Here is a 25592-nt window from a genome sequence, read left to right on the forward strand (position 1 = left end):
TGGCCGAGGCGTGGACCTGCCACGCGGGTGACTCGTCTTGGGTGGCATCGGATCACGCACAAGCGTGGGTTGGGACTGCTGCACGTCTTGGTGACAGGTTGGGTTAGGCGGCCTGGAGGGCCGGTGTGGTCATGATGGTCTCGAACTCGATGGGGGTCAATCGGCCGAGGCGTTGCTGGCGTCGGCGGCGGTGGTAGGTGCGTTCGGTCCAGGTGACGATGGCGATCCGGAGGTCGTGGCGGGTGTGCCAGCGTTGCCGGTTCAAGACGTTCTTCTGGAGCAGGGCGAAGAAGGATTCCATGGCGGCGTTGTCGCCGGCGGAGGCGACTTGGCCCATCGACCCTTTCAGCTGGTGACGGCGGAGCGCGGCCAAGAACTTCCTGGAACGAAATTGGCTGCCTCGATCGCTGTGCACGATGCAGCCGGCCACGCTCCCGCGGCGTGCGACGGCCATGTTGAGCGCGTCGACGGCGATCTTGGACTTCATCCGGTCACTGATGGAGTAGCCGACGATCCGGTTGGACCACACGTCCTTGATCGCGCACTCGTACAACTTGCCCTCATCGGTCCAGTGCTCGGTGATGTCGGTCAGCCACAGCTGGTTCGGCCCGGTCGCGGTGAAGTCCCGCTTCACCAGGTCGTCGTGGGCCGGCGGGCCGGGCTTCTTGCCGTTGCGGCCACGTTTCTTGCCGAACGCGCTCCACCAGCCGTTGTCCGCACAGATCCGCCACACTGTTCGGTCACACCCGGTGTGGCCGGCAGCGCGCGCCTCATCGGCCAGGAGTCGGTAGCCGAACTCCGGATCATCGTGGTGGGCGTTGGCCAGGTAGGCCTCGGCGAGTTCGGAGTCGCTGATGGGGTGGGCGAGCCAGCGGTAGTAGGGCTGGCGGGCGAGCTTCAAGACCCGGCACGTGACCGTGACGGGGATCCCGCCGGCGGCCAGCTCTTTGACGAGCGGGTACATCATTTTCCCGGCAGGTTGGCCTGCGACAGGTACGCCGCCGCTCGACGCAGGACCTCGTTCTCCTGCTCTAGCAGCCGGATCCGGCGCTTCGCGTCGCGGAGTTCCTTGGCGTCGGCCTCGGTGGTCCCGGACCGGACGCCGTCTTCGACATCGGCCCGGTGCAGCCAGTTCCGCAGACAAGACTCGCTGATCCCGAAGTCCTTCGCGATCTGGGCGATCGGCGCCTCGCCCTTGCGGGCCACGGCCACGACGTCGTCGCGGAACTCTCTTGGGTGGGGTTTCGGCATGGCAAACATCCTTCCAGCAGGACCCCGCAGGGCCCCACAGATCGGTTGTCACCTACTCGTGCAGCAGTCCCACCGTCGTCGGGTGCGAGTGCGTTGTCGTGTCTGCGGCCATCGCAGGACTCCTCGGTGTGAGGGCGACCGGATGGTTCCGGGCGCACCGCCTTCCCTGGCGCAGAGCGGACAGGGGTCGTGCACTCAGAAGTCTGACAACGCGCACGGGGGTCAGCAACCGGTACAGAAGTGGGTCACCCGTCGCCGAGCACCCTCACCCGCCCGACCGCCCGCGGTCAGGCGAGGACACCCGCAGACTCGCCCGCGAGCATCCCCCCGACGAGCGGCGCAGTCGCGAGGAGCAGCTCACCGTCGGGCAGCGGCGCCGCCTCCTCACCGAGGTTGACGACGAGCGTGAGCGCCCGGCCCCCGACGCCCGCGGCAGGGGTCCGGCGCAGCACGAGGCGCGTCGCCGTCTGCTCGAGCCACTCGACGTCACCGCCCCGCAGCGCGGGCTCGGCACGCCGGAGCGTGCCGAGCGCCCGGTAGAGCGCGAGCATCGAGGCGTCGTCGTCGGCCTGGGACTCCGCCGTCAGCGACGCCCAGTCCTCCGGCTGCGGCAGCCACGTCGTCGTGCCGTCGGGCGCGAAGCCGAACGGCGGCCGCGAGCCCGCCCACGGCAGCGGCACGCGGCAGCCGTCGCGCCCGCGCGACGTGCCGCCCGAGCGCGCGACGATCGGGTCCTGGAGGACCTCGGCAGGGAGGTCGACGACCTCCGGGAGCCCAAGTTCCTGCCCCGCATACACGTAGGCCGCGCCCGGCAGCCCGAGCAGGAGCACCGCCATCGCGCGAGCGCGGCGCGTGCCGCGAGCGAGCGCGGCGTCGTCGAGCGGGAGCTCGGCCGTCGAGCCCGGCACGTACTCGCCCTCGAGCCGCACGTCCGCGCCGTAGCGCGTCACCGAGCGCGTCGTGTCGTGGTTGTCCGTCACCCACGTCGTCGGCGCACCCACCGCGCCGTACGCCGCGAGCGAGTCGTCGACCGCCGCGCGGATCGCGGCCGCGTCCCAACCCGCCTTGACGAAGCGGAAGTTGAACGCGAGGTGCATCTCGTCGGGCCGGAGGAAGAGCGCGACGACATCGTCGGGCGCCCCCGTCTCGATAACGGCCATGCGGTCGCCGTCGTAGGAGTCCATGACGGCGCGGAACGCCCGGTAGATCTCGTGGACTCCGCTCGCGTCGTCCTTGGGGATGAGCGGGTTGCCGTCAGGCGTGTCCTCCCACGCCGTGTCCTTGATGAGCGCGTCGGACACGTCGATGCGGAAGCCGTCGATACCGCGGTCGAGCCAGAAGCGGAGGATGCGCTCGAACTCGGCGAGGACTTCGGGGCGACCCCAGTTGAAGTCGGGTTGCTCGGGCGCGAAGAGGTGGTAGTACCACTGGCCCGGCGTGCCGTCGGGCTCGGTGACGCGCGTCCACGACGGTCCGCCGAACGCGGAACGCCAGTTGTTCGGGGGGAGCTCGCCGCGCTCACCGCGTCCGTCGACGAAGTGGAAGAGCTCCCGCTCGGGGCTGCCGGGGCCGGCCGCGAGCGCGGCCTGGAACCAGGGGTGCTGGTCGGAGCAGTGGTTGGGGACGAGGTCGATCGTCACGCGCAGGTCGCGCGCGTGCGCGGCCGCGACGAGCGTGTCGAGGTCGTCGAGCGTGCCGAACATGGGGTCGACGTCGCAGTAGTCGGCGACGTCGTAACCCGCGTCGACTTGCGGCGACGGGTAGAAGGGCGAGAGCCAGAGGGCGTCGACACCGAGCGAGGCGACGTGGTCGAGGCGGGCGGTGATGCCGGCGAGGTCGCCGACACCGTCGCCCGTCGTGTCCCCGAAGGACCGCGGGTACACCTGGTAGAAGACGGCCTCTCGCCACCAGGGCTGGGTCGTGGCGGGCGTGGTCTGGGCGCTCTGCGGGGTCACGCACCCAGCCTATGCGTGCTCGCTGCAACGTTGCTCGCGTGTCAGATCCGACGGACCTTCGTCCCTCCCGCGCACGATGCCCCGGCTGGGTACCCTAGGGCCTTGAGTCCTGTAGGGGTGACCGCGGCGCTGGTGACGGGCCCATTCCTGCTGGGATACCTGGCGGGGGCTTGGCTAGCGTTCCTGCAGCAGTCGCAATGCTGGCGGACACCGGATCGACGACGATGTGCGAGGCCCGAAGATGGACGTCGACCTGGGCACAGTTGAGCGCTCACGACCATCGGGTAGGTGGGTGAACGCCGTGCCATCGGCCTGTGGATTGGGTGACGCCAATCGGTAGGCGGGTGGTCAGGGTCCGAGGAGTGCGAGCGGGACGACGGCGATGCCGTCGGGGCGGCGGTAGGCGTGTCGGCCGGTGTAGATGATCATGCGGTCGACGAGGCGGTCGCCGAGTTGTCCGCTGAGCCAGTTGAGGTGTTCGACGTCGGCGGGTCTGATGGTGTCGGTGAGTTTGACCTCGATCGCGAGGGTGGAGCGGTCGGCCGTTTCGACGATGAGGTCGATTTCGTGGTCGGTGTTCTTGGTGCGTAGGTGTCCGATGTGGGCTTCGGCTGCTTCGGCGTAGACGCGAACCGATTGGGCGGCCAGTGACTCGAACAGTGCCCCGAGCCAGGTGCCGGTGGCTGCGTGGACGCGGTTTCCTTGTCCTCGGAGGAGTCCTGTCTTGCCGACGCCGACGAGGCGGGCGGCCAGGGCGGGGTCCACGAGGTGGTGTTTGGGGGAGTGGGTGAGTCGCTTCAGGGGGGCGAACGCCGGCGTCCAGGCCTCGATGGGGTCGAGAAGGAAGATCCGTTGTAGGTGCTGGCGGTAGATGTCGGCGGTCTGCCGGGCCGGTTTGTCGCCCTCGCCTGGTGTGGCGGCGGCCAGGATCGTGGCGAAGGCGGCGTCGGTCGCGGTCGCCGCAGCATACGCGGCCAGCCACGCTCGGAGCGCTGCGGGACGCCGCACGTTCACCCCGCTGTCGGGCAGTTCTCGCTCGACGATGCGGGTGAGGTAGCTGTCGAGTTGGACCTGTCGGGCCCGTTCGGGCAGGTCACGGATCCCGGGGAACCCCGAGCGGAGGATTTCGTCGGTGTAGCCGGGCAGGTCGATGGGGGAGGTCCCGGTGATCGCGGGCCGGACGCCGGCGAGCATGTCCCGAAGCGATACGGACGGTTCGGCCAAGCCCCGCTCGCTGAACGCCAGCGGCCGCATCGTCAGGCTCACGATCCGGCCCGCACCCGAGTGCACCCGCGCCCCCGGCGCCACTCCCGCCGACCCGGCCAGCAGGAACCGGCCTCCGGCGGGGTCGTCGTCGACTGCCCGCCGCACTCGATCCCACACGTCGGGTTCGAGTTGCCACTCGTCGATCAGGACCGGGCCGGGAACGTCGGTGACCAGGTCCAGATGGCTGGACACGGCCGTTCGCTCGTTGGGGTTGGTCAGCGACAACACCGTGGCCACCCGCTGGGTGGCGGTCGCGGTCTTGCCCACCCCTTTGGCGCCCTCGAGGGCGATCGCCGCCAGGTGAGGGAAGAGTTCGTCGAGGGTCCCGTCCACGATCCTGCGCCGATATTCCACCCATTCACCCTAACATTCGGACGGTGTTCTATCTAACAACTCGACACCTAAACACCTAACATCTGGACACTCGGGCGTCCTCTTGCCATCAGGCGTGGTCACGTTCCGGTCCGCCGAGCAGGCCCGCCTTCATAGGGCCCGTTGCCAGAGTGGCCGCAGCCGGGTCGTCGATTGCGATCAGGCTCAGGACGCTCCACCGGATCACCTCCCCGGGCTCGACCAGCCGCCTTCTGACCCGGCGTCCCAGCAGAAGGGCGAGCGCCAGTGCCGGGAGGACGAGGAGGTTCACCGGGACGACTCCGGCGCGCTCGTGCGTGACCACGTTTGCGAGGGGCCCAACGGCGACCGCGAACACCAAGACCGGAAACCCCCACTGCCGGGCCCGCAGGGCGAGGAAGACCTGGGCCACGACAGCACCGAGGAAGACCACAATGATCGCCACCACGGAGATGCCGAGGGGGTTGAGCGTCGTTGGCGGCAGGCCGAGGGTGGGGCCCTGCGCCCAGGCCCAGGCCGCCACAACGCCGCACGACGTCACCGTGATGATCCGACCCACCCCGTGAGCGACCGGCTCTGGCGCGAACAGGGCCGCCAGAACCACCAGGAGATCCCCACCAGTGTCAGGGGCCGAAGAAGCGCCAGCAGGAGGAGGGAGATGGCGACCAGTACGCCAACGGCAGCCATGGCCGATGTGATGCTCACCCGGAGCCGCCCTGCGAGGCCCGCCCCCTGGCGCAGGTCGCTGAACGGGACGAAGGACTCCAGCGCCAGGAGCACGATCACGAGCAGGGCCACGATCGCCGACTGCCCCCAGCCGGTCAGCGCCGTTCCCTGACTCACCAGGTAGCCGACCAGCACCAACGTGGCTGCGGTCTTGGCCGCGAGCGCCGCCCAGGCTCGGCGCTCGCTCTCCGGGGTCAGCCACCGTCCGATCCACCCCTCAGCGCTGAACGCGTCGACCAGGCGACCGAGCGTCGTCCGCGCGTGCACGGTGGTGCTGGCCCCCAGTGACCCGACAGCCGCGCCGTACCAGACCAGCATGAGGAGTCCCAGCGCGGTGGATCCCCACCAACTCCGCACCAGACCTTCGCCGGACGGGATGGAAGCGAGGGCCGCCACGAGCACCACGAGGACAACGGCAATGGCGAACGTCGGGAAGACCACCCAGCGGCCGGACCGGAGCAGGGTGGCTCGGCGTCCGCCCTCGCTCCCCGGCCCGGACTGCATGAATGTCCTCCCGCTCCACCAACTCCTTACGTGTCACACGGCTTCGACCAGGATCTTCATGGCCTTGCCCGCACGCAGCCGTTCCATGGCATCGGCGACGCCGGCGAGGTCGGTGGTCTCGACCCAGCCGGTGAAGTCGTACTTGCCCTCGGCCATCGCGGCGATGACCTCGTCGTACTCCTCCTGCAGGTAGCCCAGTGTCGCGCAGATGCGCCGCTCGCCCATCACGAGCAGGGTCGGGTTGAACTCCACCGCCTTCTCGTGCAACGCCACCACGGTCATGAGCCCGCGCGCACCGAGCAGCGCCACGGCCTGCACGAAGGCGGGGCCGTTGCCGGCGGCGTCGTAGGCGAAGTCGAGGCCCTGCGGCCCGGCGACCTCGGCGATGACCGCGGCCAGGTCCTCGGCCAACGGGTCGACGACGTGCGTCGCCCCCACCGCCTGGATCGCTGCACGGCGCTCGGCCGAGGGCTCCGACACGATCACCTTGTCGATGCCGTTCGCGCGCAGGGCGAAGTAGGTGCCGATGCCGATGGGTCCCGCGCCCACGACCAGGGCGGTCGCGCCCGGCTGCGCCTCGGACACCTTCACCGCGTGCCAGGCCACGGCCATCGGCTCGACGAGTGCACCCATCTTCAGGTCGACGTTGTCGGGGAGCTTGTGCAAGCGGTCGGCCGTGACCGTCGTGTACTCGGCCATGCCCCCACCGTGGGAGTAGACGCCGTGGAACGAGATCTTCTCGCACGCGTTCGGCAACCCGAGCTTGCAGGCGCGGCACTCACCGCAGGAGTAGACGCCCCACACCGCGGCCTTGTCGCCGACCTCGACGCCGGTGACGCCCTCGCCCACTTCGGCGACCGTCCCGGCGAACTCGTGGCCCAGGATCTGGGGGAGCGTCGCGCCGGTCAACGGGTGGGGCTTCGAGAAGTCCATGCCGCCTTCATGGCCGGTCCTCTCGTCAGGCTGGGGCAGCAGAGCACGCCGGGCGCCCACACTGCTGCAGGTCCGCCTCCAGCTTGCCCTGCCCACGCCTTGCGCGAGGAGGAACGGCCCAAGGTCACCAGGACGCGTGCACGTGCTCCCGGATGCGTCGGTCGTACAGCGCGGCCACGGCGTCCCGCTGGGAGGCCGACAACGGGGGCAGCGAGCCGGCGGCAGCGTTGGCCCTCGCCTGCTCGGCGTTGCGCGCACCCGGGATGACGATGCTGACCCCGGGGGTGTCGACGATCCAGCGCAGGGCGAACTGCGCAGGCGTCACGCCCTCGGGCACCAGGCCGGCGAACTCCTGCGCCGCAGCGATGCCGACGTCGTAGGGCACCCCCGAGAACGTCTCGCCCTTGTCGAACGAGGCGCCCTCCCGGTTGTATGAGCGGTGGTCGTCGACAGCGAACTCCGTGTCCGCGGTGTAGCGCCCCGACAGCAGGCCGCTCGCGAGGGGGACGCGGGCGATGATCCCCACGCCCGCGGCGACGGCGGCCGGGAGGACCTCCTCGAGCGGCTTCAGCCGGAACGCGTTGAGGATGATCTGCACGCTGGCGACGTTGGGTCGCTCGATGGCGGCCAACGCCTCGTCGCACCGCTCGACGCTGACGCCGTAGGCGCGCATCCGGCCCTCGGCCACCATCGTGTCGAGCGCGTCGTAGGTCGCCTGGGTCGTGAACACCGGTGACGGCGGGCAGTGCAGCTGCACCAGGTCGAGGGTGTCCATCCCCAGGTTGGCACGGCTCCGGTCGTTCCAGGCGCGGAAGTAGTCGAGGGTGTACGCGCCCGCCACGTGGGGGTCGGCGCGGCGTCCCATCTTCGTGGCCACGAACACCGACCCGGCCGGACGCTCACGACGGAACCGGCCGACCAGCTGCTCGCTGCGGCCGTTGCCGTACACGTCGGCGGTGTCGAAGAAAGTGACGCCGGCGTCCGCGGCGGCGTGGAGGGTGGCCAGGGCGTCCGACTCGGGGACCTCACCCCAGCTGCCCCCGATCTGCCAGCAGCCCATGCCGATGACCGAGGTGTCGAGGCCCAACCGTTCCATGCGTCGCCTGTCCATGGATCCCACCCTGCCGAAGATGCCCCTCAACGACGCCGAGACGATGATCCACTCCTACCTCCGCCACGGCCTCGCGCCCGGCGGCCACCGCGACGACCGGCTCGACCAGACCGACGGCATCGGCTGCGGCGCCATCGACGGCCTCGACACGGTGGTCACCGTCATGACCGACCCCGACCTGGTCGACGACCACAAGCGCCTCGTCCGCACGCTCATGGGCGCGAGCTTCGACCGCGACAACTACCTGCGCGTGCTCGGGGCAGCCCTCATGCTGCGCGCCCGCGAGGACACCTACTTCGCCGACCGCAGCGAGATCCTTGACCTGCTCGACCGGCTCGCCCCCAACAGCGTGTCCGTGCTCGAGGGTGGCCACCGCGAGTGTCTCGCCGTGGTCAACTTCGTGCCCGACACCACGATGGCCTCCAACCGCTTCGCCGACGACCACGGCGGGTTGCAGGCCTTCGGCTACGACATCTGGCGCTCGCGCCAGCTCGCCGAGACCCTGCTGCCGCTGCCGTCCCAGGAGGTCGACCGGCACCGCTTCGTCATGGCGCGGGTGATGATCACCATCGCGACCCTGATGGTGCTCACCGACGGCACGCTGCCGCTGCTGGCCCGCGTCCCCGGCTAGCAGGCCGGACGCCGCGGGCGCGGCTCAGCGCCCCACCACCTCCACGGTGGCCCGGTCGCCGTCCCGCGTGAAGACCCACTCGGTGTCGATGCCCACGGCGTCCAGCAGGGCGCGGTCGTGGGTCACCAGCAGGACGGTCCCGCCGAAGGCGGCCAGGGCGTCCTCGAGCTGTTCGATCGCCGCGACGTCGGCGTGGTTGGTGGGCTCGTCCAGCACGAGCACGTTCACGGCGCGCCCCTGCAGCACGGCCAGGGCGGCGCGCGTCCGTTCGCCGAGTGACAGGGACGAACACGGGCGTGTCACGTGCTCCGCGCCCAGCCCGAACTTGGCCAGCAGCGTGCGCACCTCCGCGGCGTCCGTGACCCCGAGCGCGGCGGCGACCACCTCCAACAGCGGTCCTGACCCCGAGATGACCGAACGGTCCTGGCCCAGCACGCCGACCGCCACGCGCGTGCCCCACGACACCCGCCCGGACGCCGGCTCGCCCTCCAGGACCGCCCTGAGCAGCGTGGTCTTGCCCGACCCGTTCGGGCCGACCAGCGCCACCCGGGCGCCGCGCTCGAGCGTGGCCGAGAACGGCCCGACGGTGAACGACCCGGCGCGCGCGACCACGGCGTCCAGCGTCAACACCACCTCGGCCGAGGCAGGGGCTTCGGCGATCGAGTAGCGCAACTCCCACTCCCGGCGCGGCGCTTCGGGTTCGGGGAGCCGCTCGACCGCCGCCCGAGCCCGGGCCGCCTTCTGGTCCTGCTTGCGTGCCCGGTCCTCGGCCGGCTTGGTGTCGATGCGCGGCGTGCGCGCGTCCTTGGCCAGCCGCCCGACCTTCGCGCGACCGGTGGCCGCCCACTCGTTGAAGCGTCGCGCGCGGTCGACGAGCGCGTCCCGCTCGGCCTCGTAGGCGGCCCGTGCCTCCAGCCGCTGCCGGACGCCCAGCGCCTTCGCCTCCCGGTACTCCGTCCAGCCGCCGGAGTACACCGCGACCCGCTGCTGGGCGAGGTCGAGCTCGCACACCGACGTGGCCACGTCGTCCAGGAACGCGCGGTCGTGCGAGGCGATCAGCACCGGGGCGTCCACGCCGCGCACGAAGGCGGTGATCTCGGCGAGGCCGGGGGCGTCGAGGTTGTTGGTGGGCTCGTCCAGCAGCAGCACGTCGAACCGGCTCACGAGCACCGACGCCAGCGACGCGCGGGCGGCCTGCCCGCCCGACAGGGTGCCGAGGGGTCGGTCGAGGTCGGCGTCGAGGCCGAGGCGGGCGAGCGTCTCGGCCAGCCGCACCTCCAGGTCGGCGCCGCCGAGGGCGAGCCAGCGGTCGAGCGCCCGGCTGAACTCCTCGTCCGCCCCGTCCACCCCGTCGGCGAGGCCACGGGTGGCGGCCTCGTAGCGGGCGGCGGCGTCCGTCACGCCCGTGCGCCGGCCGGCGTACGCGGCGATCGACTCGTCCGGACGCGGTGGCGACTGGGGCAGGAAGCCGACGGAGGCGTCCGCTGGGGAGAGGGTGATGCGGCCGGCCTCGACCGGGTGTTCGCCGGCGACCACGCGCAGCAGCGTCGACTTGCCGGACCCGTTGGCGCCGACGAGCGCGACGACGTCGCCGCCCGACACGGTCAGGTCGAGTCCGGAGAACAGGGGGCGTGCGCCGAAGGACGCGGCCACGCCGGACAGGTGGAGGGATGGGGACATAGAAGAAACCTCGATCGCTGGGTGGGGCAGGGCGAGAGGTCAGGTCCACATGCGTCCCACCATCGTCGACCGACCGGCCGGGCGTCAAGCCGGCGAGGCGAAACCCGCGGGAACCGTGGCTTCGGACTACGCCGCGTAGTAGAGTCGGCAGACCCGTGGGACAAAGGGGTCCCACGGGCCACTACGACACCAGTGGGGGTTGCCATGGCACTCTTCGAACTGACCGGCAAGACCGTCGTGGTGACCGGAGCGGGCTCCGGCATCGGCCGCGCGACGGCGCTCATCGCGGACGCCGATGCCGACGGCTCGATCGTCGACGTGTCCTCCGAGGCCGGCATCCGTGGTGCGGCCTACACGGCGTCCAAGCACGGGCTCATCGGCCTGACGCGCAACACGGCGTACATGTACGGCAAGGCCGGGGTCCGCTGCAACGCGATCATGCCGGGCGGCGTCGAGACCAACATCATGGCCTCGATCGACCAGAGCAAGCTCGACATGGAGGGGCTCGGTGTCCTGGGCGCGGTCCACGCCGGCGCGCTGCGCAACGCGAAGCCCGACGAGCTGGCGGCGCTGGTGGTGTTCCTGCTGGCCGTCGAGGCGTCCAACGTCAACGGGGCGCTGATCGCCAACGACGGCGGCTGGTCCGCCGGCTGACGCCTTCGCATGGGCCCCTACCATGGGGCCCATGCGCGTGCTCGTCACTGGATTCGGTCCGTTCCCGGGGGTCACCCTCAACCCGTCCGAGGCGGCGGTCGACGCCCTGCAGCGCCGCGCCGACACGGGCCGGATGCCGGGGCTCCAGGTGGGCACGGCCGTGCTGCCTGTCGACTTCACGACCATCCCGGGGCAGATCGCCGAGATCATGCGGCTCGTCCGCCCCCAGCTGGTGCTGTGCACCGGCGTGGACATGGGCGCCGAGGCCATCACCGTCGAGCGCGTCGCCATCAACCTGCTCGACGCGCGCGTGCCCGACATCAAGGGGGCGCAGCCCGTCGACCAGCCGGTGGTGCCGGGCGCGCCCGACGGCCTGTTCGCGACCATCCCGGTCAAGGCGGTGCGCCGGGCGATCCAGCAGTCCGGCGCGCCCGCGGAGCTGTCGCTCTCGGCCGGCACCTACGGCTGCAACGCCCTGATGTTCGCGGCGCTGCACCACGCCCCGCCGGGTACGCGGGTGGGTTTCCTGCACATCCCGTCCCTGCGGGTGATGGGCACCGCGACCTCCGCGACCGCGCTGGCGGCCGCCGTCCAGGCGTGTGTCGAGCACGAGACCGATATCGACGAGGTCGGCGGCGAGCTCGCGTGAGCCCACGGCGTCCGGACGCCTCGCGGGCCGGGTCGGCAGGGGCTCAGTCCTCCTCGCGGACCCACTCCCGCGCGACCGCGACCGACCCGATGGTCTCGCCGGCGTCGTCCTGCACGACCGCGAACGTCATCGTGATGTAGACCGTGCCGCCCGAGGCGGTCAGCGACTTCGTGCGGCGGGCCCGCCCGTCGGAGGCGAGGTGGCCGGCCTCCATGGCGGCGAAGAACCCGCGGTCGTGGGCCGAGCGCAGCCGCTCGGGGATCATCACCTTCACGTCCTGGCCGACGACCTCCTCGGCGGTCCAGCCGAACAGGGTCTCCGCGAAGCGGTTCCAGGCCCGGATCGTCCCGGACGTGTCGATCGCGATCAGCGCGTCGTTGGCGTGGTCGAAGGCGCTGGCCTTGAACTGGGTCAGGTCGTCCATGGGGCCAGTGTGGCCCACGGCGGCGTCGTTGCCCACCGCACCGATCGAGGTGGTGGGCTCAGGGCAGGAACGCCACGGACCGCGCGCCCAGCAGGCAGGCCAGGACGCACAGCAACAGCATGCCCCCGGCCAGTCGTACCGCCCCCCAGCGTCGGCCGTCGCGCCACAGCTCGGCCGCCTCGACCGAGGCTGTGGAGAACGTGGTGAACCCGCCCAGCAGCCCGGTGGCGAGGATGGTGGCGGCCTCGGGCGCGGCGGGGAGCAGGGCGGCATGGGCGATCCCGATCCCGAACGAACCCAGGACGTTCACCGCCAGGGTGGCGCGCGTCGAGGGGGAGCCGCTGCGGTGCACGCCGAGGTGGACCAGATGGCGCAGCACCGCCCCCAGCCCGCCGGCGAGCGCGACCCACAGCCAGGTCATGCGGTCCTCCGCCCGGATCGGCGCGTGTCGGCGACCGCGAACCCCAGCAGCGCGGCCACCAGCCCCATCGCGACCTGGAGCGCCCCCGCCGCGAGGCCGAGCACCGGCCCGGCGACGAACCCGAGCGACACCACGTCGTGCGCGAAGGCCGAGTAGGTGGTGAAGCCGCCCAGGAACCCGGTCCCGAGCAGCAACCGCAGGCTGTGGGCGTCCGGAACACGGGCTGTCGGCGGCGGGAAGGCGGGCTGTCGGCGCAGGAGGCCCAGTAGCGCCCCGAGGGCGAAGGAGCCCACGATGTTGACGGTCCACGTCGCCCACAGGCCGGGCAGCGCGAGCGCCAACCCGTAGCGGGCCAGCGACCCGAGCGCCCCGCCCACGAAGACCAGGACGGCGCCGCGCATCAGAGGTTGTCGTACAGCGACAGCGACGCGTCGACGATCTTGCCGGGGTTGAGGTGGTTGCCCGGGTCGGTGGCGTTGAACAGCGTGCGCATCATGTTCACGCCCTCGGTCGAGACGACCTGCTCCATCCACGGGGCGTGCTCCATGCCGACGCCGTGGTGGTGCGACAGCGTGCCGCCGTGGTCGACGAACGCCTGCTGGATCGCCGTCTTCACCGTCGCGTACTCGCGGTCGGCGTCCTCGCCCGCCTTGAAGGCGAACGTGAAGTACAGGCAGGCGCCCGCGTGGTAGCTGTGTGACAGGTGGCACATGATGAAGCCCTGCTTGCCGAGCGAGGTGAAAGCCCGGTTCGCCGCCGCGTAGACCTCGGCGTGCACCGTGTTCAGCTTCGACCACGGCGCCGCGGTCTCGGAGACGTCGCCCATCACGTCCTGCTCGAGCAGGAAGTCGCGCAGGTAGGGGGTGTCGAACTTCTTCTGGTCGTACAGCGCACCCGGCCCCGTGCCGAGCACCAGCGCGCCGTGCGCCTTGGCGATCTTCACGACCTGGCGGCGGCGGGCATCGACGTCGGCCTCGGAACCCTCGAAGCAGACGTAGGAGATGCACATCTCGTCGGTGTCCCAGCCGCGGCGGCGCATGAACGCCCACAGCTCCTCCTGGACGCGCTGCTCCACCTTCTTCTTCAGCGTCGTCGCTTCCTTCTGCGTCGACAGCGACATCGCGGTCTCGTGGGCGTCGGAGATGCGCACGAACGTGGTCGGGATCTCGGCGTCGGCCATCGCGTGGATCGCCGCGACCGCGGGCTCCCACGACGGGTACATGTAGGCCACGACGACGCGCTGCTCGGGCATCCGGTGCACGTGCACCCACAGGTCGGTGATGACGCCGAGGCGGCCCTCCGACCCGATGAACATCTCGCGCAGCGAGGGCCCGGTCGACTCCGACGGCACCGGGCGCAGCCGCACCGTGCCCGAGGGCCGCACGACGGTCATGCCGCGCACGATGTCGGCGATGTCGCCGTACTTGTCGCTCTGCATGCCCGAGCTGCGGGTGGCCGCCCAGCCGCCGACGGTCGAGTGGGTGAACGAGTCGGGGAAGTGGCCCAGCGTCCAGCCGCGGGCGTTGAGCTCCTCCTCCAGGTCGGGGCCGAGCGTGCCCGCCCCGACCAGCGCGAGGCCCGACTCCTCGTCGAGCTCGACGATGCCGGTGATCAGGCCCAGGTCCAGCGACACGATCGGGCGTGTCTCGCCCGGGTCGAGCTGCAGCGAGCGGGAGATGTTGGTGCCGCCGCCGAACGGGACCACCACCGCGTCGGCGGCCACGCACGCCGCCAGCACCGCGGCGACCTCGGCCTCGGAGGAGGGGTAGACCACGACCTCGGGCAGCCGCCCGTAGTCGAAGCGCGAGACGTGCAGCAGCTCGGTCACCGACGACCCGTGCCCGTGCACCACGCGCTCGTGGGCGTCCGTCGTCACGCGGTCGGGCGCGGTGGCCGCGACGAGGGCCTCGCGCAACGCGTCGGGCAGCGGCGAGTCGGGCACCGTCGTGGCGTCGAACTCGATCGTGTCGACCTGGCGGGGGCGCAGGTCGATGCCCAGGTGCTTCTTCACGAACGGCGCGAAGGCGGGCTTGTTGGCGTAGTTGAAGAAGACGCCCTCCTCGCCCCAGCCCCACCACTTCATGCGCTTGACGTTCTTCACGGGGTTGCTCCTTCGACGGGGGTCTTCGCCTTGCCCTTGATACGCCGCGACACGGCGCGCACGGCGGCGTTCGGCAGCAGCTGCAGGATCGCTGCGGCCAGCTTGTACCGCTTGCTGGGGATCGAGATCACGCGCCCGGCCCGCGCGTCGGCCAGGGCCACCTCGGCGACGCGGTCGGCGTCCAGCCACAGGAAGCGCGGGACGCCCTTGCGCCCGGAGCCGCCGCGCGCGTGGAACTCCGTGCGCGTCCAACCCGGCAGGACGGCGGTCACCTGGACGCCGGTGTTGGTCAGCTCGAGCGCGAGTACCTCGGTCAGCGCGAGCGCGTACGCCTTGAGCGCGGAGTACGAGTCCTGCCGGGTCAGCGCCGACACCGAGGCGACGTTGATGATCCAGCCCTCGCCCCGCTCGCGCATCACGGCCGCGGCGGCGCCGGCCAGCACGCGCGGCGCCCGGCCCATCACCTCGTAGGCGCGGTCGGCGAGGTCGTCGTCCCCGCCCACGAGCGGGGTCTTGAGCGAGAACCCGGCGTTGTTGACGAGGGTGTCGACGTCCCCGGCCCGGAGGCGGTCCGCCACCTTGGCCTGGTCGGCGCGGTCGGCCAGGTCGGCGTCCAGCACCTCGACCCGGACGCCGTGGGCTGCGGTCAGCTCGGCGGCCACCGCCTTCAGGCGCGCCCTGTCGCGGGCGACGAGCACGAGGTCGGCCCCGTCGCGCGCGAGGGCGCGGGCGAAGGACAGCCCGATCCCGGACGTCCCGCCTGTGATGAGCCCGACACGCATGACGGGCACGCTACATTACGCTGCCCCCACGGAGGCGACCCCCACCGCTTTCGGGAAAGGAGTCCGGCGTGGCCACCCCAGCGCGGGTCCTGCTCACCGGCGTCACCGGCTTCCTCGGCCAGGCGGTGCTGGAGCGACTGCTGTCCACGACCGACGCCCACGTCGTCGCCGTCGTGCGCCCCAAGGGCAGCCAGACCGCCCGCTCGCGGCTGGACCGCGTGCTCCGCAAGCCGGTGTTCAAGCCGTGGCGCGACGCCGTCGGCGACGCCGAGGCCAAGCGCATCTTCGCCGAGCGCACCTCCGTGCTCGAGGCCGACCTGGCCACCATCGAGAGGATCGAGGGCTCGATCGACGTCGTGGTCCACTCGGCCTCCACCGTGTCGTTCGACGCCCCCATGGACGAGTCGTTCGCCAACAACGTCGGCGGCCCGCGGGCGCTGTACGGCGCGCTGACCCGCTCCGGGCTCGACCCGCACGTCATCCACGTCTCCACCTGCTACGTCGGCGGGATCGCCAAGGGGCTGCGGCCCGAGGCGTCCGTCGACCACGACGTCGACTGGCGCGCCGAGATCGCGGCGGCCGAGGTCGCCCGTGTCGAGGCCGAGGCGGCCTCGCGCACCCCCGAGCAGCTGCAGGCCTTCATCGACGGGGCCACCCGCGACCACGGCAAGGAGGGCCCCAAGTCGGTCGCCCGTGCCTCCGAGGCCGCGCGGCTGGCCTGGGTCGAGAACCGCCTCGTCGAGTTGGGCCGCACGCGGGCCCGCTCCGTCGGCTGGACCGACGTCTACACCTTCAGCAAGGCGCTGGGGGAGCGGGTCGCCGAGCAGGAGTGGGCCGGGCAGGGCCACCGCCTCTCGATCGTGCGCCCGGCGATCATCGAGTCGTCGCTGCGCCACCCGTTCCCGGGCTGGATCGACGGCTTCAAGGTCGCCGACCCGCTGATCATGGCCTACGCCAAGGGGGCGCTCCCCGAGTTCCCGGGCCTGCCCGACTCGGTGCTCGACGTCATCCCGGTCGACTACGTCGTCAACGTGATCATGGCGCTGGCCACGCTCGGCCACCAGGGCGAGCCCGAGGAGGTCGGCTACTACCAGGTGTGCTCGGGCGCCTCGAACCCGCTGCCGTTCCACCGGATGTACACCGAGGTGCGCGAGTACTTCCTGGCCCACCCGCTGAGCGACGACAAGGGCCGCCCCATCGTGGTGCCGACCTGGAAGTTCCCGGCCAACAACGCCGCCGAGCGCTCGCTGCGCCTGAAGGAGCGGCTGTCCGCCCTCGGGTCGCGCATCGGCGCGGCGCTGCCGTCGAACACGCGGACGCAGGCCTGGGCGTCCTCGCTGTCGAAGATGGAGCGCGGCCTGGGCTCGCTGCGCACCTACGTCGACCTCTACCAGAGCTACACGCGCACCGAGATGCTGTTCGACGACCAGCAGACCCGCGCGCTGGGGGCGAAGCTGCCGGCCGGTACGCCGGTCGACCAGACGTTCGACGTGCGCGACATCGACTGGACGCACTACTGGCAGCGGGTCCACCTGCCCGCGATGACCGCGTTGGCGAAGGTGCACGCGCGGGCGTCCTCGGCGCAGCGGTCGCAGCGCTCGCAGGCCCGCCGGCTCGAGTCGGGCACCGACGTGCTCGCGGTGTTCGACCTCGAGGGCACGCTGCTGCCGAGTTCGCTGGTCACGCAGTACCTCTCGGTGATGGGCCAGCTGCACTCGCCGGCCGAGCTGCCCGGCGAGCTGGTCGACCTGGTCCGCAACGTGGGGGTGTACCTGCAGGCCGAGCGCCGCGACCGCGGCGAGTTCGTGCGCGCCTTCTCGCGCCGCTACGCCGGCACGCGGGTGACCGACATCGAACGGGTCGTCGGCGGCGCCTGGGGCCAGAACGTGGTCCGCAAGCTCAAGCCGGGCGCTCTGGCCCGCATCGAGGAGCACCGCGCCGCCGGCCACCGCACCGTGCTGGTCACCGGGGGCCTCGACCTGTTCGCCGCACCGCTTGCCCCGCTGTTCGACGACGTGGTCGCCTCATCGATGGAGGCACGCGACGGGGTGCTCACGGGCTACCTCAGCACGCCGCCGCTGGTCGACGAGGCCCGCGCGCAGTGGCTCAAGGACTACGCGTCGCGCGGCGGGTTCGACCTGTCCCGCTCGCACGGATACGGCGACTCGATCTCGGACGCCTCGTGGCTGTCCCTGCTCGGCCGCCCGGTCGCGGTGAACCCCGACCTGCCGCTGTACCGGGTCGCCTCGAAGGCTTACTGGCCCATCGAGGACTGGAAGCGCCCCTAGCGCCGAGGGCTTGAGTTTTATCCGCCGAGGGCTTGAGTTTTGGGCGCCGAGGGCTTGAGTTCCGTCCACCACCAGAGCGATCATTCTGTTTTCGGGCGTGCGCGGCTACGGTTGGGCCGTGGCCCGGTCGCGAATCACCGATTCCCTCCTGCTCGCCCATGTGAACAAGATGGGCGAGGAGCACCCTCCCGTGCCGCTGGCGTCCGTCGACTTCACCGTCAACGACCCCGACCTGGTCCGCACGCGGTTCGCCGGCGTCCTCGACTACCTCGCCCGCGTCGAGCTCGAGGTCGAGCGCAACGTGCTCGAGCTGCTGACGATCATGCCGAACCCGTCCGAGGCCGACCGGGTGTTCTACGCCGACGTCTGGTACGACCAGGAGATCCAGCACGGCATCATCCTCGACGAGCTGAAGTCCCGCATCGGGCTGCCCCCGGCCGAGCCGCTGCTGCAGGTCGGCTTCGCGGTCAAGGCGCTCGGCGCGATGGCCCGGTTCGAGCAGATCCAGGACGTCGCCCGCACCATTTACTACTTCACCGGGGCCTCCACCGAGCGCCAGGCCGTGCTCGCCTACAACGCGCTCGCCGTCCAGCTCGACGAGATGGGCGAGAAGGCGATCCGCGAGACGATCATCAACCCGATCAAGCGGCAGGAGCCCGGCCACTTCGCGTTCTACCGGATGAGTGCCGAGAAGATCACCACCGACGGCACCCTGCGGCCGTGGCAGCTCTGGCTGGCGCGCAAGCTGCGCACGTTCTCCTACGAACTGGTCGGCACCCACAACGACCCCCGCTACCAGGCGCAGATGGGCGAGGTGATCACCGAGCTGGGCTTCGGCACCGAGCTGGAGGTCTTCGCCAAGGAGATCGGACGCCTCGAGGCCAGCCTGCTGTGGGCCCAGCACCAGGGCATGGACTTCCCGCCCTACGTGCTGGCCGCGCTGCGCGAGGCGGTCGACCTCTACCGAGAGCGCGGGGCTTTCAAGCCCAACCTGTGAGTTCGGCGACAGGGCATGATGGAGCCATGAGCGAACACGATCCCCGCTGGATGTACCGGCAAGTCATCGACGCGATGGTGGTCTCCTGCGCCGGCGCCGGCCAGGTGTCCGCCGAGCGGGTGCGGGTCGGGGTGTGGAACGCCAACGCCGACCCCGACACCGACGCCAACCAGGTCACCATGAACGCGCTGCTGTCGATGCTGCCCCCCGAGCACCGCGAGGCCCTGGCCGTGCTCTTCGCCGAGGAGTACGCCTCGGGCGTGTACAACGCCCTGCAGGTGCTGCGGGCCGCGGAGCTGCAGCCGTTCCACGAGGGCTACGAGGGCGACCCGTCCGACGACTTCCTCGGACGCCTCGACGGTTGGGACTGGCCGGTCTCCGGCTGACGAAGGCGGGTGCCGCGCTCGGCGAGCATGTCCTCCTCCGACGCGCGCGCCCGGATCATGCGGGTGTTGCGCGGCTGCACGAGCAGCTCGCGCTCGGCCGCGAACCCGGCCTGCAGCAGGCGGGCGCGCTCGATCTCGGCGTTCAGCGTGACGCCGATGAGCAGCGCGATGTTCATGATCCACAGGCCGAGGAGCAGGATGATGAAGGACCCGACCACCCCGTAACTGGCCGGCAGGCGTCCGAAGATGGCCACCCACGTGGAGAAGCCGAAGATCGCCAGCACGGTGACCCCCATCGCGACCAGCGCGCCCGGAACCGACCAGCGCAGCTTGGGCTGGCGGACGTTCGGCGTGGCCCGGTACAGGGCCAGCACCACGACCACCGACGCGATCGACAGCACCACCCACCGGTTCTGGCGCAGGCCGCGCAGGGGCTCGAGGTCGAGTCCGAGGTAGTCCAGGACCATGTCCCACACGCCGGCCGACAGCAGCACCGTCAGCAGCAGGAACGCCCCGAACAGCAGCATCAGCAGGGTGACCAGCAGGTTGTAGGGGATGATCTGCCAGATCGGCCGGCCCTCGACGACGCCGTGGATGCGGTTGACCGACCGCCCGAAGGCCGCCACGTAGCCGGACGCGGCCCACAGGGCGCCGAGCAGGGCGACGCCGAGCACCCAGTCGGCGCCGGCGGTGGCGGCGAGTTGGCGCAGCGGGTCGGCCACGAGGTCGACGACGGTGGCGGGGGCGACGGAGCGGAGGAAGTCGATGATCCACTCGACCGCGGCCGTCCCCTGCCCGAACAGGGTGAGGCCGGCGAGGATCGCCAACAGCCCCGGGAAGAGCGACTGCACCGACATGTAGGCGAGGTTGCCCGCGTTGTCGAGGATGTGGCGGTACCAGAACTCCGACCACGTGCGGCGCAGCACGTAGCGCCACGAGCGTCCGGTGAGCTGCCACGGCCACTCTGCCTTCGCGGGGTCGTTGGGGTCGGGCGCGGTGAGCCACTTGTGGACTGTTGCCTCCTCCTCGGCGTCCACGGCTCACCTCCTCCGGTCGGTGCTCTTGGGGCCAGTGTCGCAGCCCGGCCGGGGCGCGACACTCACCGACGTGACAAGAAACACCCCGAACAGGGTGTCTCTGATGTCACCAGGGTGAGTGTCGGGACGCCGCGGGCTCAGGCCGCCGTCGCCCGACCACCCCGCGTCCGGGCGAACACCGAGCGCAGGTAGACGACCGAGCCGACCCAGACGAGCACCAGGCCCGCCCAGTAGGACGCCGAGACGTGCTGGCCGAACACCGTCAGCCCGAGCGCGAACTGGATGGTGGGTCCGAGGTACTGCAGGATCCCCACGACGCCGAACGGCAGGCGCGGGGCGGCGATGGCGAACAGCCACAGGGGCAGCGCGGTCAGCACGCCGGCCAGGATGAGCAGCCCGGAGGTGCGGGCGTCGGCGCCGAACTGGCTGGCCCCGGTGACCACCAGCCAGCCCCAGTACGCCAGCGCGAACGGCAGCAGGATCGCCGACTCCAGGAACAGCCCACCCAGCGGGGGAGCGGAGGCCTTCTTCTTCACCGCGCCGTAGAGCCCGAAGGTGAGCGCGAGGGTGAGCGAGACCCACAGGCCGGCCCAGTTCTCCCAGGCGATGACCGCCACGCCCGCGGTGGCCAGCAGGGTGCCCGCCAACCCGGCGCGCGACATGCGCTCGCCGAAGATCAGCACCCCCAGCACGATGTTGAGCAGCGGGTTGATGAAGTACCCCAGCGACGCCTCGACGACGTGGTTGGAATTGACCGCCCAGATGAACACCAGCCAGTTCAGCCCCACGAGAAAGGCGGCGGCGACGATGCGGGGGAGCCGTTCGCGGGTCAGCGCGGACCTCAGCCAGCCCCACGGGTGGCGCAGCAGCACCAGGGCGAGCGCGACCGCGACCAGCGACCAGATGATGCGGTGGGCCAGGATCTCGAACGCACCCGCCGGCTTCAGCAGCGGGAACAGCAGCGGGAAGAAGCCCCAGATGACGTAGGCCGCGATGCCCGACGCCAGCCCGCGCGACCGCTCGGCGGCGGCGTCGGGGGTGGGGGCGGGTGCGGTCACGGGGAGACTGTAGGCCGTGGGTGCCGAGTTCCCCCGCCTTGGCCCGGTCTGGTGAGATGGACCCCATGACGACGGGGGCTCTCGCAGGACTCAAGGTGATCGAACTCGGCACGATCGGGCCGGGCCCGTTCACCGCCATGATGTTCGCCGACCACGGCGCCGACGTGCTGCACGTCGAGCGGCCCGGCGGAGTCCCGGCGGTGGGGCCCATCGGCAACCGGCGCACCGACATCATCCACCGCAACCGGCGCACCATCGAGCTCGACCTCAAGACCCCCGAGGGCCGGGACGCGGTGCTCGAGCTGGTCAAGGACGCCGACGTGCTCATCGAGGGCAACCGCCCCGGCGTCGCCGAGCGCCTCGGCGTGGGCCCCGACGTGTGCCTCGAGCTCAACCCCCGCCTCGTCTACGGCCGCGTCACCGGCTGGGGGCAGTTCGGTCCCAAGGCGAAGCAGGCCGGCCACGACCTGAACTACATGGCGGCGTCCGGCACCCTGTCGACCTTGGGCCGCGCCGACCAGCCGCCGACGGTGCCGCTGGCCTACATCGGCGACCTCGGCGGCGGCTCGATGATGCTGGCGTTCGGGATCCTCGCCGCGCTGTACGAGCGGCAGTCCTCGGGCCTGGGGCAGGTGGTGGACGCCGCGATCCTCGACGGCGCGACCCTGCTCGCCACCGCGTTCCACGGGTTCGCGCAGATCGGCGCCTGGGACGAGACCCGCCGCGGCGTGAACCTCGTCGACTCGGGCGCCCCCTTCTACGACTGCTACGAGACGGCCGACGGCGAGTGGATGGCGGTGGGCTCGCTCGAGAACAAGTTCTTCCTCGAGCTGCTGAAGGTGCTCGAGCTCGACCCGGCCACGCTGCCCGACCAGCACGACCGCGAGCGCTGGCCCGAGCTGCGCGCGGCCATCGCCGGCGCCATCAAGGGCCGCACCCGCGACGAGTGGCGCGACCGGGCGGCCGGCACGGACGCCTGCCTCGAGCCGGTGCTGCGGATGAGCGAGGTCCGCCACGACCCGCACAACGACGCGCGCCAGACGATGGTGCACGTCGACGGGCTGTGGCAGCCCGCGCCCGCGCCGCGCCTGTCCCGGACGCCGGCCGGCCCGATCTCGCCCAGCGACGTGACCACCGACCACGCGGGCGGCGTCAACGCCTGACGGGGGCTACTCCTCAGGCAGCAGCGTCGACCCCGGGATCGCGTGCGGCGCCGCCCCGGGGGCGTCCAGCGGCGCCACGACGGCGCCGTCGACCGCGTGCGGCTGCAGCTCGCCCGAGGCGATCTGCTCGGCCCAGTGGCAGGCCACCTTGTGCGACGCCGGCACGCCGTCGACCGAGACGACCCGCAGCTCGGGCCGCTCCGTCGAGCACCGGGTCTGCTGCGCCCACGGGCACCGCGTGTGGAACCGGCACCCCGACGGCGGGTTCGCCGGCGACGGCAGGTCGCCCGACAGCAGGATCCGCTCGCGCGTGTCCTCCACGACCGGGTCCGGCACCGGGATCGCCGACAGCAGCGCCCGCGTGTACGGGTGCAGCGGCAGCGCGTACAGGTCGTCGGCCTCGGCCTCCTCGACCAGCGCCCCCAGGTACATCACGCCGATGCGGTCGGAGATGTGTCGCACCACCGCGAGGTCGTGGGCGATGACCAGGTAGGTGAGCCCGAACTCCGACTGCAGGTCCTCCAGCAGGTTGATCACCTGCGCCTGCACCGACACGTCCAGCGCCGAGACCGGCTCGTCGGCGACGATCAGCTCGGGGTCGACCGACAGCGCGCGGGCGATGCCGACGCGCTGGCGCTGGCCGCCCGAGAACTCGTGCGGGTACTTGCTGAGCGCCCCTGGCGGCAGGCCGACGGCGGCGAGCAGCTCGACCAGCCGGTCGCGCGCCCCCTTCTTGTCGGACGCCAACCCGTGCGCCTGCATCCCCTCCAGGAGCAGCTGCTCGACGGTCTGGCGCGGGTCGAGGCTGCCCAGCGGGTCCTGGAACACCATCTGCATGTGGCGGCGCTGGCGGCGCAGGTCCTCGCCCTTGAGCGTGGCCAGGTCGACGCCACCCAGCGTCACCGAGCCCTCGGTCAGCTCCTCGAGCTGCAGCAGCGCGCGCCCGAAGGTCGACTTGCCACAGCCCGACTCGCCCACGAGCCCGTAGGTCTCCCCGCGCCGGATCGTCAGGTCCATGCCGTCCACGGCGTACACGTGCCCGACCGTGCGGTCGATGAGCAGCCCGCGCTTGATCGGGAAGTGCACCTTCACGCCCTTGACATCGACGAGCACCTCGCCGGGGGCGACCCCGGACGCGTCCACGACCTCGGTCATGCCCGGCCCTCCTCGATGCGCTGGCGGTCGGCGGCGGTCAGCGGGTAGTGGCAGCGCAGCAGCCGCAGCCCGCCGTCGGTGCGCGCCTCCTCGTCGGGCAGCAGGTCGGGTGCCACCGTGCGGCACTTCTCACCCTCCTGGTGGCAGCGCGGCGCGAACGCGCACGCGTGGTCCCACGGGATGTTGTCGGCCACCGACCCGGGGATCGGGAACAGCCGGGCGTCCCGGTCGCCGTCCAGGCGGGGGATCGAGCCCAGCAGCCCGCCGGTGTAGGGGTGGCGGGGCTCGGCGAACAGCGGGTGCCGCTTGGCGCGCTCGACGATGCGTCCGCCGTAGAGCACGTTCACCCCGTCGCACATCCCGGCCACGACCCCCAGGTCGTGCGTGATCATGATCAGCGCCGTCCCCGACTGCTCGACCAGGTCGGTCAACAGCGCGAGGATCTGCGCCTGGATCGTCACGTCCAGCGCGGTGGTCGGCTCGTCGGCGATCAGCAGGCGTGGCTCACAGGCGAGCGCCATGGCGATCAGCGCACGCTGGCGCATGCCGCCCGACAGCTGGTGCGGGTACTCCTTCAGGCGGCGGGTGGGGTCGGGGATACCGACCTTGTCCAGCATCTCCGCGGCCTGCTTCGCCGCCACGGCCTTCTTCTCGCCGCGGTGCCGCGTGATCACCTCGGCGACCTGCACCCCGATCGGGACGACCGGGTTCAGCGACGACAGCGGGTCCTGGAAGATCATGGCCAGCTCGGCGCCGCGCTTGTCCCGCATGGCGGCGTCGGGCAGGGTCAGCAGCTCGGTGCCGGCGAAGCGCACCGACCCGGTCACCTGGTTGCCGCGTCGGGCGAGCAGGCGCATGATCGCCAGGGACGTCACCGACTTGCCGCAGCCGGACTCGCCGACCAGCCCGACGACCTCGCCGGGCGCGACGTTGAACGTGACCTTGTCGACGGCCGTGAACGGTTCCTGGCCGTGGCGGGTGAACCGCACCGAGAGGTCGTCGACCTCGAGCAGGGGCGTGCTCATCGCCTCACCTCCTGGACTTCGGATCGAGCGACTCGCGCAACGACTCACCGACGAGGGTGAAGCCGAGCGCCACCACGATGATGCACAGCGCCGGGTAGACGGCCAGGTGCGGGTGGGAGTCGAAGTACGGTTGGGCGTTGCCGAGCATCTGGCCCCATTCCGGCGAGCGGTCGTCGGGGTTGCCCAGGCCGAGGAACGACAGGGCGGCCGCGTCGATGATCGCCGTGGCGAGCACCAGGGTGGCCTGGACGATCACGGGCCCCATCGCGTTGGGCAGCATGTGCCGGAACACGATCGGCCCCTGCCGGACGCCCAAGGCCCGGGCCGCCAGCACGTGGTCGGAGTGGCGCTGGGCCAGCATCGAGCCGCGCAGCAGGCGCGCGAACACGGGGACCTGCACGATCGCGATGGCGAGGATGACGGTCCACTGCGACGGCGAGCGGAACATCGCCGCGATGGAGAAGGCCATCAGCAGCGACGGGATCGACAGCAGCACGTCGACCACGCGCATGACCACGGAGTCGACCCAGCCACCGAACGCACCGGCGAGCGTGCCCAGGGCCATGCCGCCGAGCAGGCCGCCGAGGGTGGCCAGCACGCCGACGATCAGCGTCTGGCGCGCTCCGACCATCAGGCGCGACAGCACGTCGCGGCCCAGGTAGTCGGCGCCGAGCGGGTGGCCGGGCTGGGGGCCGGGGACGGGGTTGGTCTGGCGGTGCACCTGCTCGATCAGGACGCGGGTCGCCGGGTCGTGCGGCGCGATGAGCGGCGCGACGATGGCCAGGACGATGAACAGCACCACGATGGCGGCCCCGATGAGGAACACCCAGTCGCGGCGCAGGCGGCGCCAGGCCGACATCCAGAGGCTGACGCCCTCACCGGACGCCACGCGCCCGGCGTCGCTGACGGCGGTGGCCACGCCACCGCCCGCCGAACCGGACGCCGTGCCGGCCGAGGCGGTCGAGGCCAGCGCGTCGATGCGCGCCTTCTTGTGGGACGGGGTGCCCGGGATCGGGCGACGAGGAGAATCGGTCATGTCAGCCC

Annotated in this window: 25 protein-coding genes; 7 read left to right on the top strand and 18 right to left on the bottom strand. The window is 71.5% G+C overall.

The annotated features are described in order from the left end of the window. Positions 1-103: 103 nt before the first annotated feature. The 7 genes from J4N02_RS03635 to J4N02_RS03665 all read right to left on the bottom strand — a co-directional run bounded on the left by J4N02_RS03635 (position 104) and on the right by J4N02_RS03665 (position 8097). Positions 104-1251 (bottom strand): IS3 family transposase gene (locus J4N02_RS03635; protein ID WP_188334151.1). Its coding sequence is split into 2 segments (ribosomal slippage): positions 104-970 and positions 973-1251, totalling 1146 coding nucleotides; the frame shifts between segments, so codons are not numbered across the junction. A gap of 287 nt (positions 1252-1538) precedes the next feature. Beyond that, positions 1539-3206: a glycoside hydrolase family 13 protein gene (locus J4N02_RS03640; RefSeq protein ID WP_182818743.1), complete on the bottom strand. Its 1668-nt coding sequence runs from the start codon at positions 3204-3206 to the stop codon at positions 1539-1541. Between the two features lie 348 nt (positions 3207-3554). After that, positions 3555-4805 (bottom strand): ATP-binding protein, encoded by a 1251-nt coding sequence (locus J4N02_RS03645; RefSeq protein ID WP_243760861.1) that lies wholly within the window; start codon positions 4803-4805, stop codon positions 3555-3557. A 109-nt stretch (positions 4806-4914) separates the two neighbouring features. Then, positions 4915-5382 carry a hypothetical protein gene (locus J4N02_RS03650; RefSeq protein ID WP_182818740.1) on the bottom strand — a complete coding sequence of 156 codons (468 nt, stop codon included), beginning with the start codon at positions 5380-5382 and terminating at the stop codon, positions 4915-4917. Beyond that, the gene (locus J4N02_RS03655) at positions 5361-6053 is read right to left on the bottom strand and encodes a hypothetical protein (RefSeq protein ID WP_188334149.1); all 693 of its coding nucleotides are present in this window, start codon (positions 6051-6053) and stop codon (positions 5361-5363) included. The genes J4N02_RS03650 and J4N02_RS03655 overlap by 22 nt, the downstream gene beginning before the upstream one ends. Before the next feature lie 33 nt (positions 6054-6086). Beyond that, positions 6087-6986: a zinc-binding dehydrogenase gene (locus J4N02_RS03660; RefSeq protein ID WP_188334148.1), complete on the bottom strand. Its 900-nt coding sequence runs from the start codon at positions 6984-6986 to the stop codon at positions 6087-6089. 124 nt (positions 6987-7110) lie between these two features. Continuing rightward, a complete protein-coding gene (locus J4N02_RS03665; RefSeq protein WP_188334147.1) occupies positions 7111-8097 on the bottom strand; it encodes an aldo/keto reductase in 987 nt (328 codons plus the stop codon). Between J4N02_RS03665 and J4N02_RS03670 the strand changes: the two genes are divergently transcribed. Continuing rightward, positions 8096-8728, top strand: coding sequence for a hypothetical protein (locus tag J4N02_RS03670; protein WP_188334146.1), 633 nt, complete (start codon positions 8096-8098; stop codon positions 8726-8728). The genes J4N02_RS03665 and J4N02_RS03670 overlap by 2 nt on opposite strands. Positions 8729-8752: 24 nt before the next feature. Here the strand turns inward: J4N02_RS03670 and J4N02_RS03675 are convergent, their stop codons facing one another. Next, a complete protein-coding gene (locus J4N02_RS03675) occupies positions 8753-10408 on the bottom strand; it encodes an ABC-F family ATP-binding cassette domain-containing protein (RefSeq protein ID WP_188334145.1) in 1656 nt (551 codons plus the stop codon). A 204-nt stretch (positions 10409-10612) separates the two neighbouring features. Here J4N02_RS03675 and J4N02_RS03680 point away from each other — a divergent pair, with 204 nt between their 5' ends. Beyond that, the gene (locus J4N02_RS03680) at positions 10613-11062 is read left to right on the top strand and encodes an SDR family oxidoreductase (protein ID WP_188334144.1); all 450 of its coding nucleotides are present in this window, start codon (positions 10613-10615) and stop codon (positions 11060-11062) included. Between the two features lie 31 nt (positions 11063-11093). Continuing rightward, positions 11094-11711, top strand: coding sequence for a pyroglutamyl-peptidase I (locus J4N02_RS03685; RefSeq protein WP_188334143.1), 618 nt, complete (start codon positions 11094-11096; stop codon positions 11709-11711). A 43-nt stretch (positions 11712-11754) separates the two neighbouring features. Here the strand turns inward: J4N02_RS03685 and J4N02_RS03690 are convergent, their stop codons facing one another. Genes J4N02_RS03690 through J4N02_RS03710 form a run of 5 tightly spaced genes read right to left on the bottom strand, consistent with a single transcriptional unit; the run spans position 11755 to position 15439 of the window. After that, entirely contained in the window at positions 11755-12135 is a 381-nt protein-coding gene (locus J4N02_RS03690; RefSeq protein WP_188334142.1) for a PAS domain S-box protein, read from the bottom strand. A gap of 58 nt (positions 12136-12193) precedes the next feature. Beyond that, positions 12194-12556 carry a CrcB family protein gene (locus J4N02_RS03695; RefSeq protein ID WP_188334141.1) on the bottom strand — a complete coding sequence of 121 codons (363 nt, stop codon included), beginning with the start codon at positions 12554-12556 and terminating at the stop codon, positions 12194-12196. Then, the gene (locus tag J4N02_RS03700; protein WP_188334140.1) at positions 12553-12957 is read right to left on the bottom strand and encodes a CrcB family protein; all 405 of its coding nucleotides are present in this window, start codon (positions 12955-12957) and stop codon (positions 12553-12555) included. Before J4N02_RS03700 ends, J4N02_RS03695 begins: the two co-directional genes overlap by 4 nt. After that, positions 12957-14657, bottom strand: coding sequence for an FAD-binding oxidoreductase (locus J4N02_RS03705; protein ID WP_188334139.1), 1701 nt, complete (start codon positions 14655-14657; stop codon positions 12957-12959). The genes J4N02_RS03700 and J4N02_RS03705 overlap by 1 nt, the downstream gene beginning before the upstream one ends. Beyond that, entirely contained in the window at positions 14654-15439 is a 786-nt protein-coding gene (locus tag J4N02_RS03710) for an SDR family oxidoreductase (RefSeq protein ID WP_188334138.1), read from the bottom strand. The genes J4N02_RS03705 and J4N02_RS03710 overlap by 4 nt, the downstream gene beginning before the upstream one ends. A gap of 68 nt (positions 15440-15507) precedes the next feature. On the opposite strand from J4N02_RS03710, the gene J4N02_RS03715 reads away from it, so the two are divergent. The 3 genes from J4N02_RS03715 to J4N02_RS03725 all read left to right on the top strand — a co-directional run bounded on the left by J4N02_RS03715 (position 15508) and on the right by J4N02_RS03725 (position 19110). Then, positions 15508-17727: an SDR family oxidoreductase gene (locus J4N02_RS03715; RefSeq protein ID WP_188334137.1), complete on the top strand. Its 2220-nt coding sequence runs from the start codon at positions 15508-15510 to the stop codon at positions 17725-17727. A gap of 118 nt (positions 17728-17845) precedes the next feature. Further along, positions 17846-18724: a GTP-binding protein LepA gene (locus J4N02_RS03720; protein WP_243760862.1), complete on the top strand. Its 879-nt coding sequence runs from the start codon at positions 17846-17848 to the stop codon at positions 18722-18724. A 26-nt stretch (positions 18725-18750) separates the two neighbouring features. Next, the gene (locus J4N02_RS03725; RefSeq protein ID WP_182814281.1) at positions 18751-19110 is read left to right on the top strand and encodes a DUF6547 family protein; all 360 of its coding nucleotides are present in this window, start codon (positions 18751-18753) and stop codon (positions 19108-19110) included. On the opposite strand, the gene J4N02_RS03730 is transcribed toward J4N02_RS03725, so the two are convergent. Both J4N02_RS03730 and rarD read right to left on the bottom strand, forming a co-directional pair. Beyond that, positions 19041-20147: a YihY/virulence factor BrkB family protein gene (locus J4N02_RS03730; RefSeq protein WP_182814282.1), complete on the bottom strand. Its 1107-nt coding sequence runs from the start codon at positions 20145-20147 to the stop codon at positions 19041-19043. The two genes, J4N02_RS03725 and J4N02_RS03730, sit on opposite strands and share 70 nt — an antisense overlap. A gap of 137 nt (positions 20148-20284) precedes the next feature. Continuing rightward, on the bottom strand, positions 20285-21205 hold the full coding sequence (gene rarD / locus J4N02_RS03735) for an EamA family transporter RarD (protein ID WP_188334136.1): 921 nt from the start codon (positions 21203-21205) through the stop codon (positions 20285-20287). 65 nt (positions 21206-21270) lie between these two features. Here rarD and J4N02_RS03740 point away from each other — a divergent pair, with 65 nt between their 5' ends. Next, the gene (locus J4N02_RS03740; RefSeq protein ID WP_182814284.1) at positions 21271-22368 is read left to right on the top strand and encodes a CaiB/BaiF CoA-transferase family protein; all 1098 of its coding nucleotides are present in this window, start codon (positions 21271-21273) and stop codon (positions 22366-22368) included. A 6-nt stretch (positions 22369-22374) separates the two neighbouring features. Here J4N02_RS03740 and J4N02_RS03745 read toward each other — a convergent pair whose 3' ends face one another. From J4N02_RS03745 to J4N02_RS03755, 3 genes are read right to left on the bottom strand one after another with little or no spacing between them, the layout of a single operon-like run. Further along, positions 22375-23523: an ABC transporter ATP-binding protein gene (locus tag J4N02_RS03745; protein ID WP_182814285.1), complete on the bottom strand. Its 1149-nt coding sequence runs from the start codon at positions 23521-23523 to the stop codon at positions 22375-22377. Then, positions 23520-24548 carry an ABC transporter ATP-binding protein gene (locus J4N02_RS03750; protein ID WP_182814286.1) on the bottom strand — a complete coding sequence of 343 codons (1029 nt, stop codon included), beginning with the start codon at positions 24546-24548 and terminating at the stop codon, positions 23520-23522. The genes J4N02_RS03745 and J4N02_RS03750 overlap by 4 nt, the downstream gene beginning before the upstream one ends. A 4-nt stretch (positions 24549-24552) precedes the next feature. After that, the gene (locus J4N02_RS03755) at positions 24553-25584 is read right to left on the bottom strand and encodes an ABC transporter permease (RefSeq protein ID WP_182814287.1); all 1032 of its coding nucleotides are present in this window, start codon (positions 25582-25584) and stop codon (positions 24553-24555) included. Between the last annotated feature and the right edge of the window lie 8 nt (positions 25585-25592).

Source organism: Propioniciclava sp. MC1595 (assembly GCF_017569205.1).
GTDB lineage: Bacteria > Actinomycetota > Actinomycetes > Propionibacteriales > Propionibacteriaceae > Propioniciclava.

Excerpts from the sequence above, each read along its gene's own strand:
- J4N02_RS03675 (WP_188334145.1), bottom strand. The coding sequence starts at position 10,408 with ATGTCCCCATCCCTCCACCTGTCCGGCGTGGCCGCGTCCTTCGGCGCA.
- J4N02_RS03660 (WP_188334148.1), bottom strand. The coding sequence starts at position 6,986 with ATGGACTTCTCGAAGCCCCACCCGTTGACCGGCGCGACGCTCCCCCAG.
- J4N02_RS03725 (WP_182814281.1), top strand. The coding sequence starts at position 18,751 with ATGAGCGAACACGATCCCCGCTGGATGTACCGGCAAGTCATCGACGCG.
- J4N02_RS03745 (WP_182814285.1), bottom strand. The coding sequence starts at position 23,523 with ATGACCGAGGTCGTGGACGCGTCCGGGGTCGCCCCCGGCGAGGTGCTC.
- J4N02_RS03695 (WP_188334141.1), bottom strand. The coding sequence starts at position 12,556 with ATGACCTGGCTGTGGGTCGCGCTCGCCGGCGGGCTGGGGGCGGTGCTG.
- J4N02_RS03685 (WP_188334143.1), top strand. The coding sequence starts at position 11,094 with ATGCGCGTGCTCGTCACTGGATTCGGTCCGTTCCCGGGGGTCACCCTC.
- J4N02_RS03680 (WP_188334144.1), top strand. The coding sequence starts at position 10,613 with ATGGCACTCTTCGAACTGACCGGCAAGACCGTCGTGGTGACCGGAGCG.
- J4N02_RS03710 (WP_188334138.1), bottom strand. The coding sequence starts at position 15,439 with ATGCGTGTCGGGCTCATCACAGGCGGGACGTCCGGGATCGGGCTGTCC.
- J4N02_RS03655 (WP_188334149.1), bottom strand. The coding sequence starts at position 6,053 with ATGCAGTCCGGGCCGGGGAGCGAGGGCGGACGCCGAGCCACCCTGCTC.
- J4N02_RS03690 (WP_188334142.1), bottom strand. The coding sequence starts at position 12,135 with ATGGACGACCTGACCCAGTTCAAGGCCAGCGCCTTCGACCACGCCAAC.
- J4N02_RS03750 (WP_182814286.1), bottom strand. The coding sequence starts at position 24,548 with ATGAGCACGCCCCTGCTCGAGGTCGACGACCTCTCGGTGCGGTTCACC.
- J4N02_RS03665 (WP_188334147.1), bottom strand. The coding sequence starts at position 8,097 with ATGGACAGGCGACGCATGGAACGGTTGGGCCTCGACACCTCGGTCATC.
- J4N02_RS03755 (WP_182814287.1), bottom strand. The coding sequence starts at position 25,584 with ATGACCGATTCTCCTCGTCGCCCGATCCCGGGCACCCCGTCCCACAAG.
- J4N02_RS03700 (WP_188334140.1), bottom strand. The coding sequence starts at position 12,957 with ATGCGCGGCGCCGTCCTGGTCTTCGTGGGCGGGGCGCTCGGGTCGCTG.
- J4N02_RS03740 (WP_182814284.1), top strand. The coding sequence starts at position 21,271 with ATGACGACGGGGGCTCTCGCAGGACTCAAGGTGATCGAACTCGGCACG.
- J4N02_RS03670 (WP_188334146.1), top strand. The coding sequence starts at position 8,096 with ATGGATCCCACCCTGCCGAAGATGCCCCTCAACGACGCCGAGACGATG.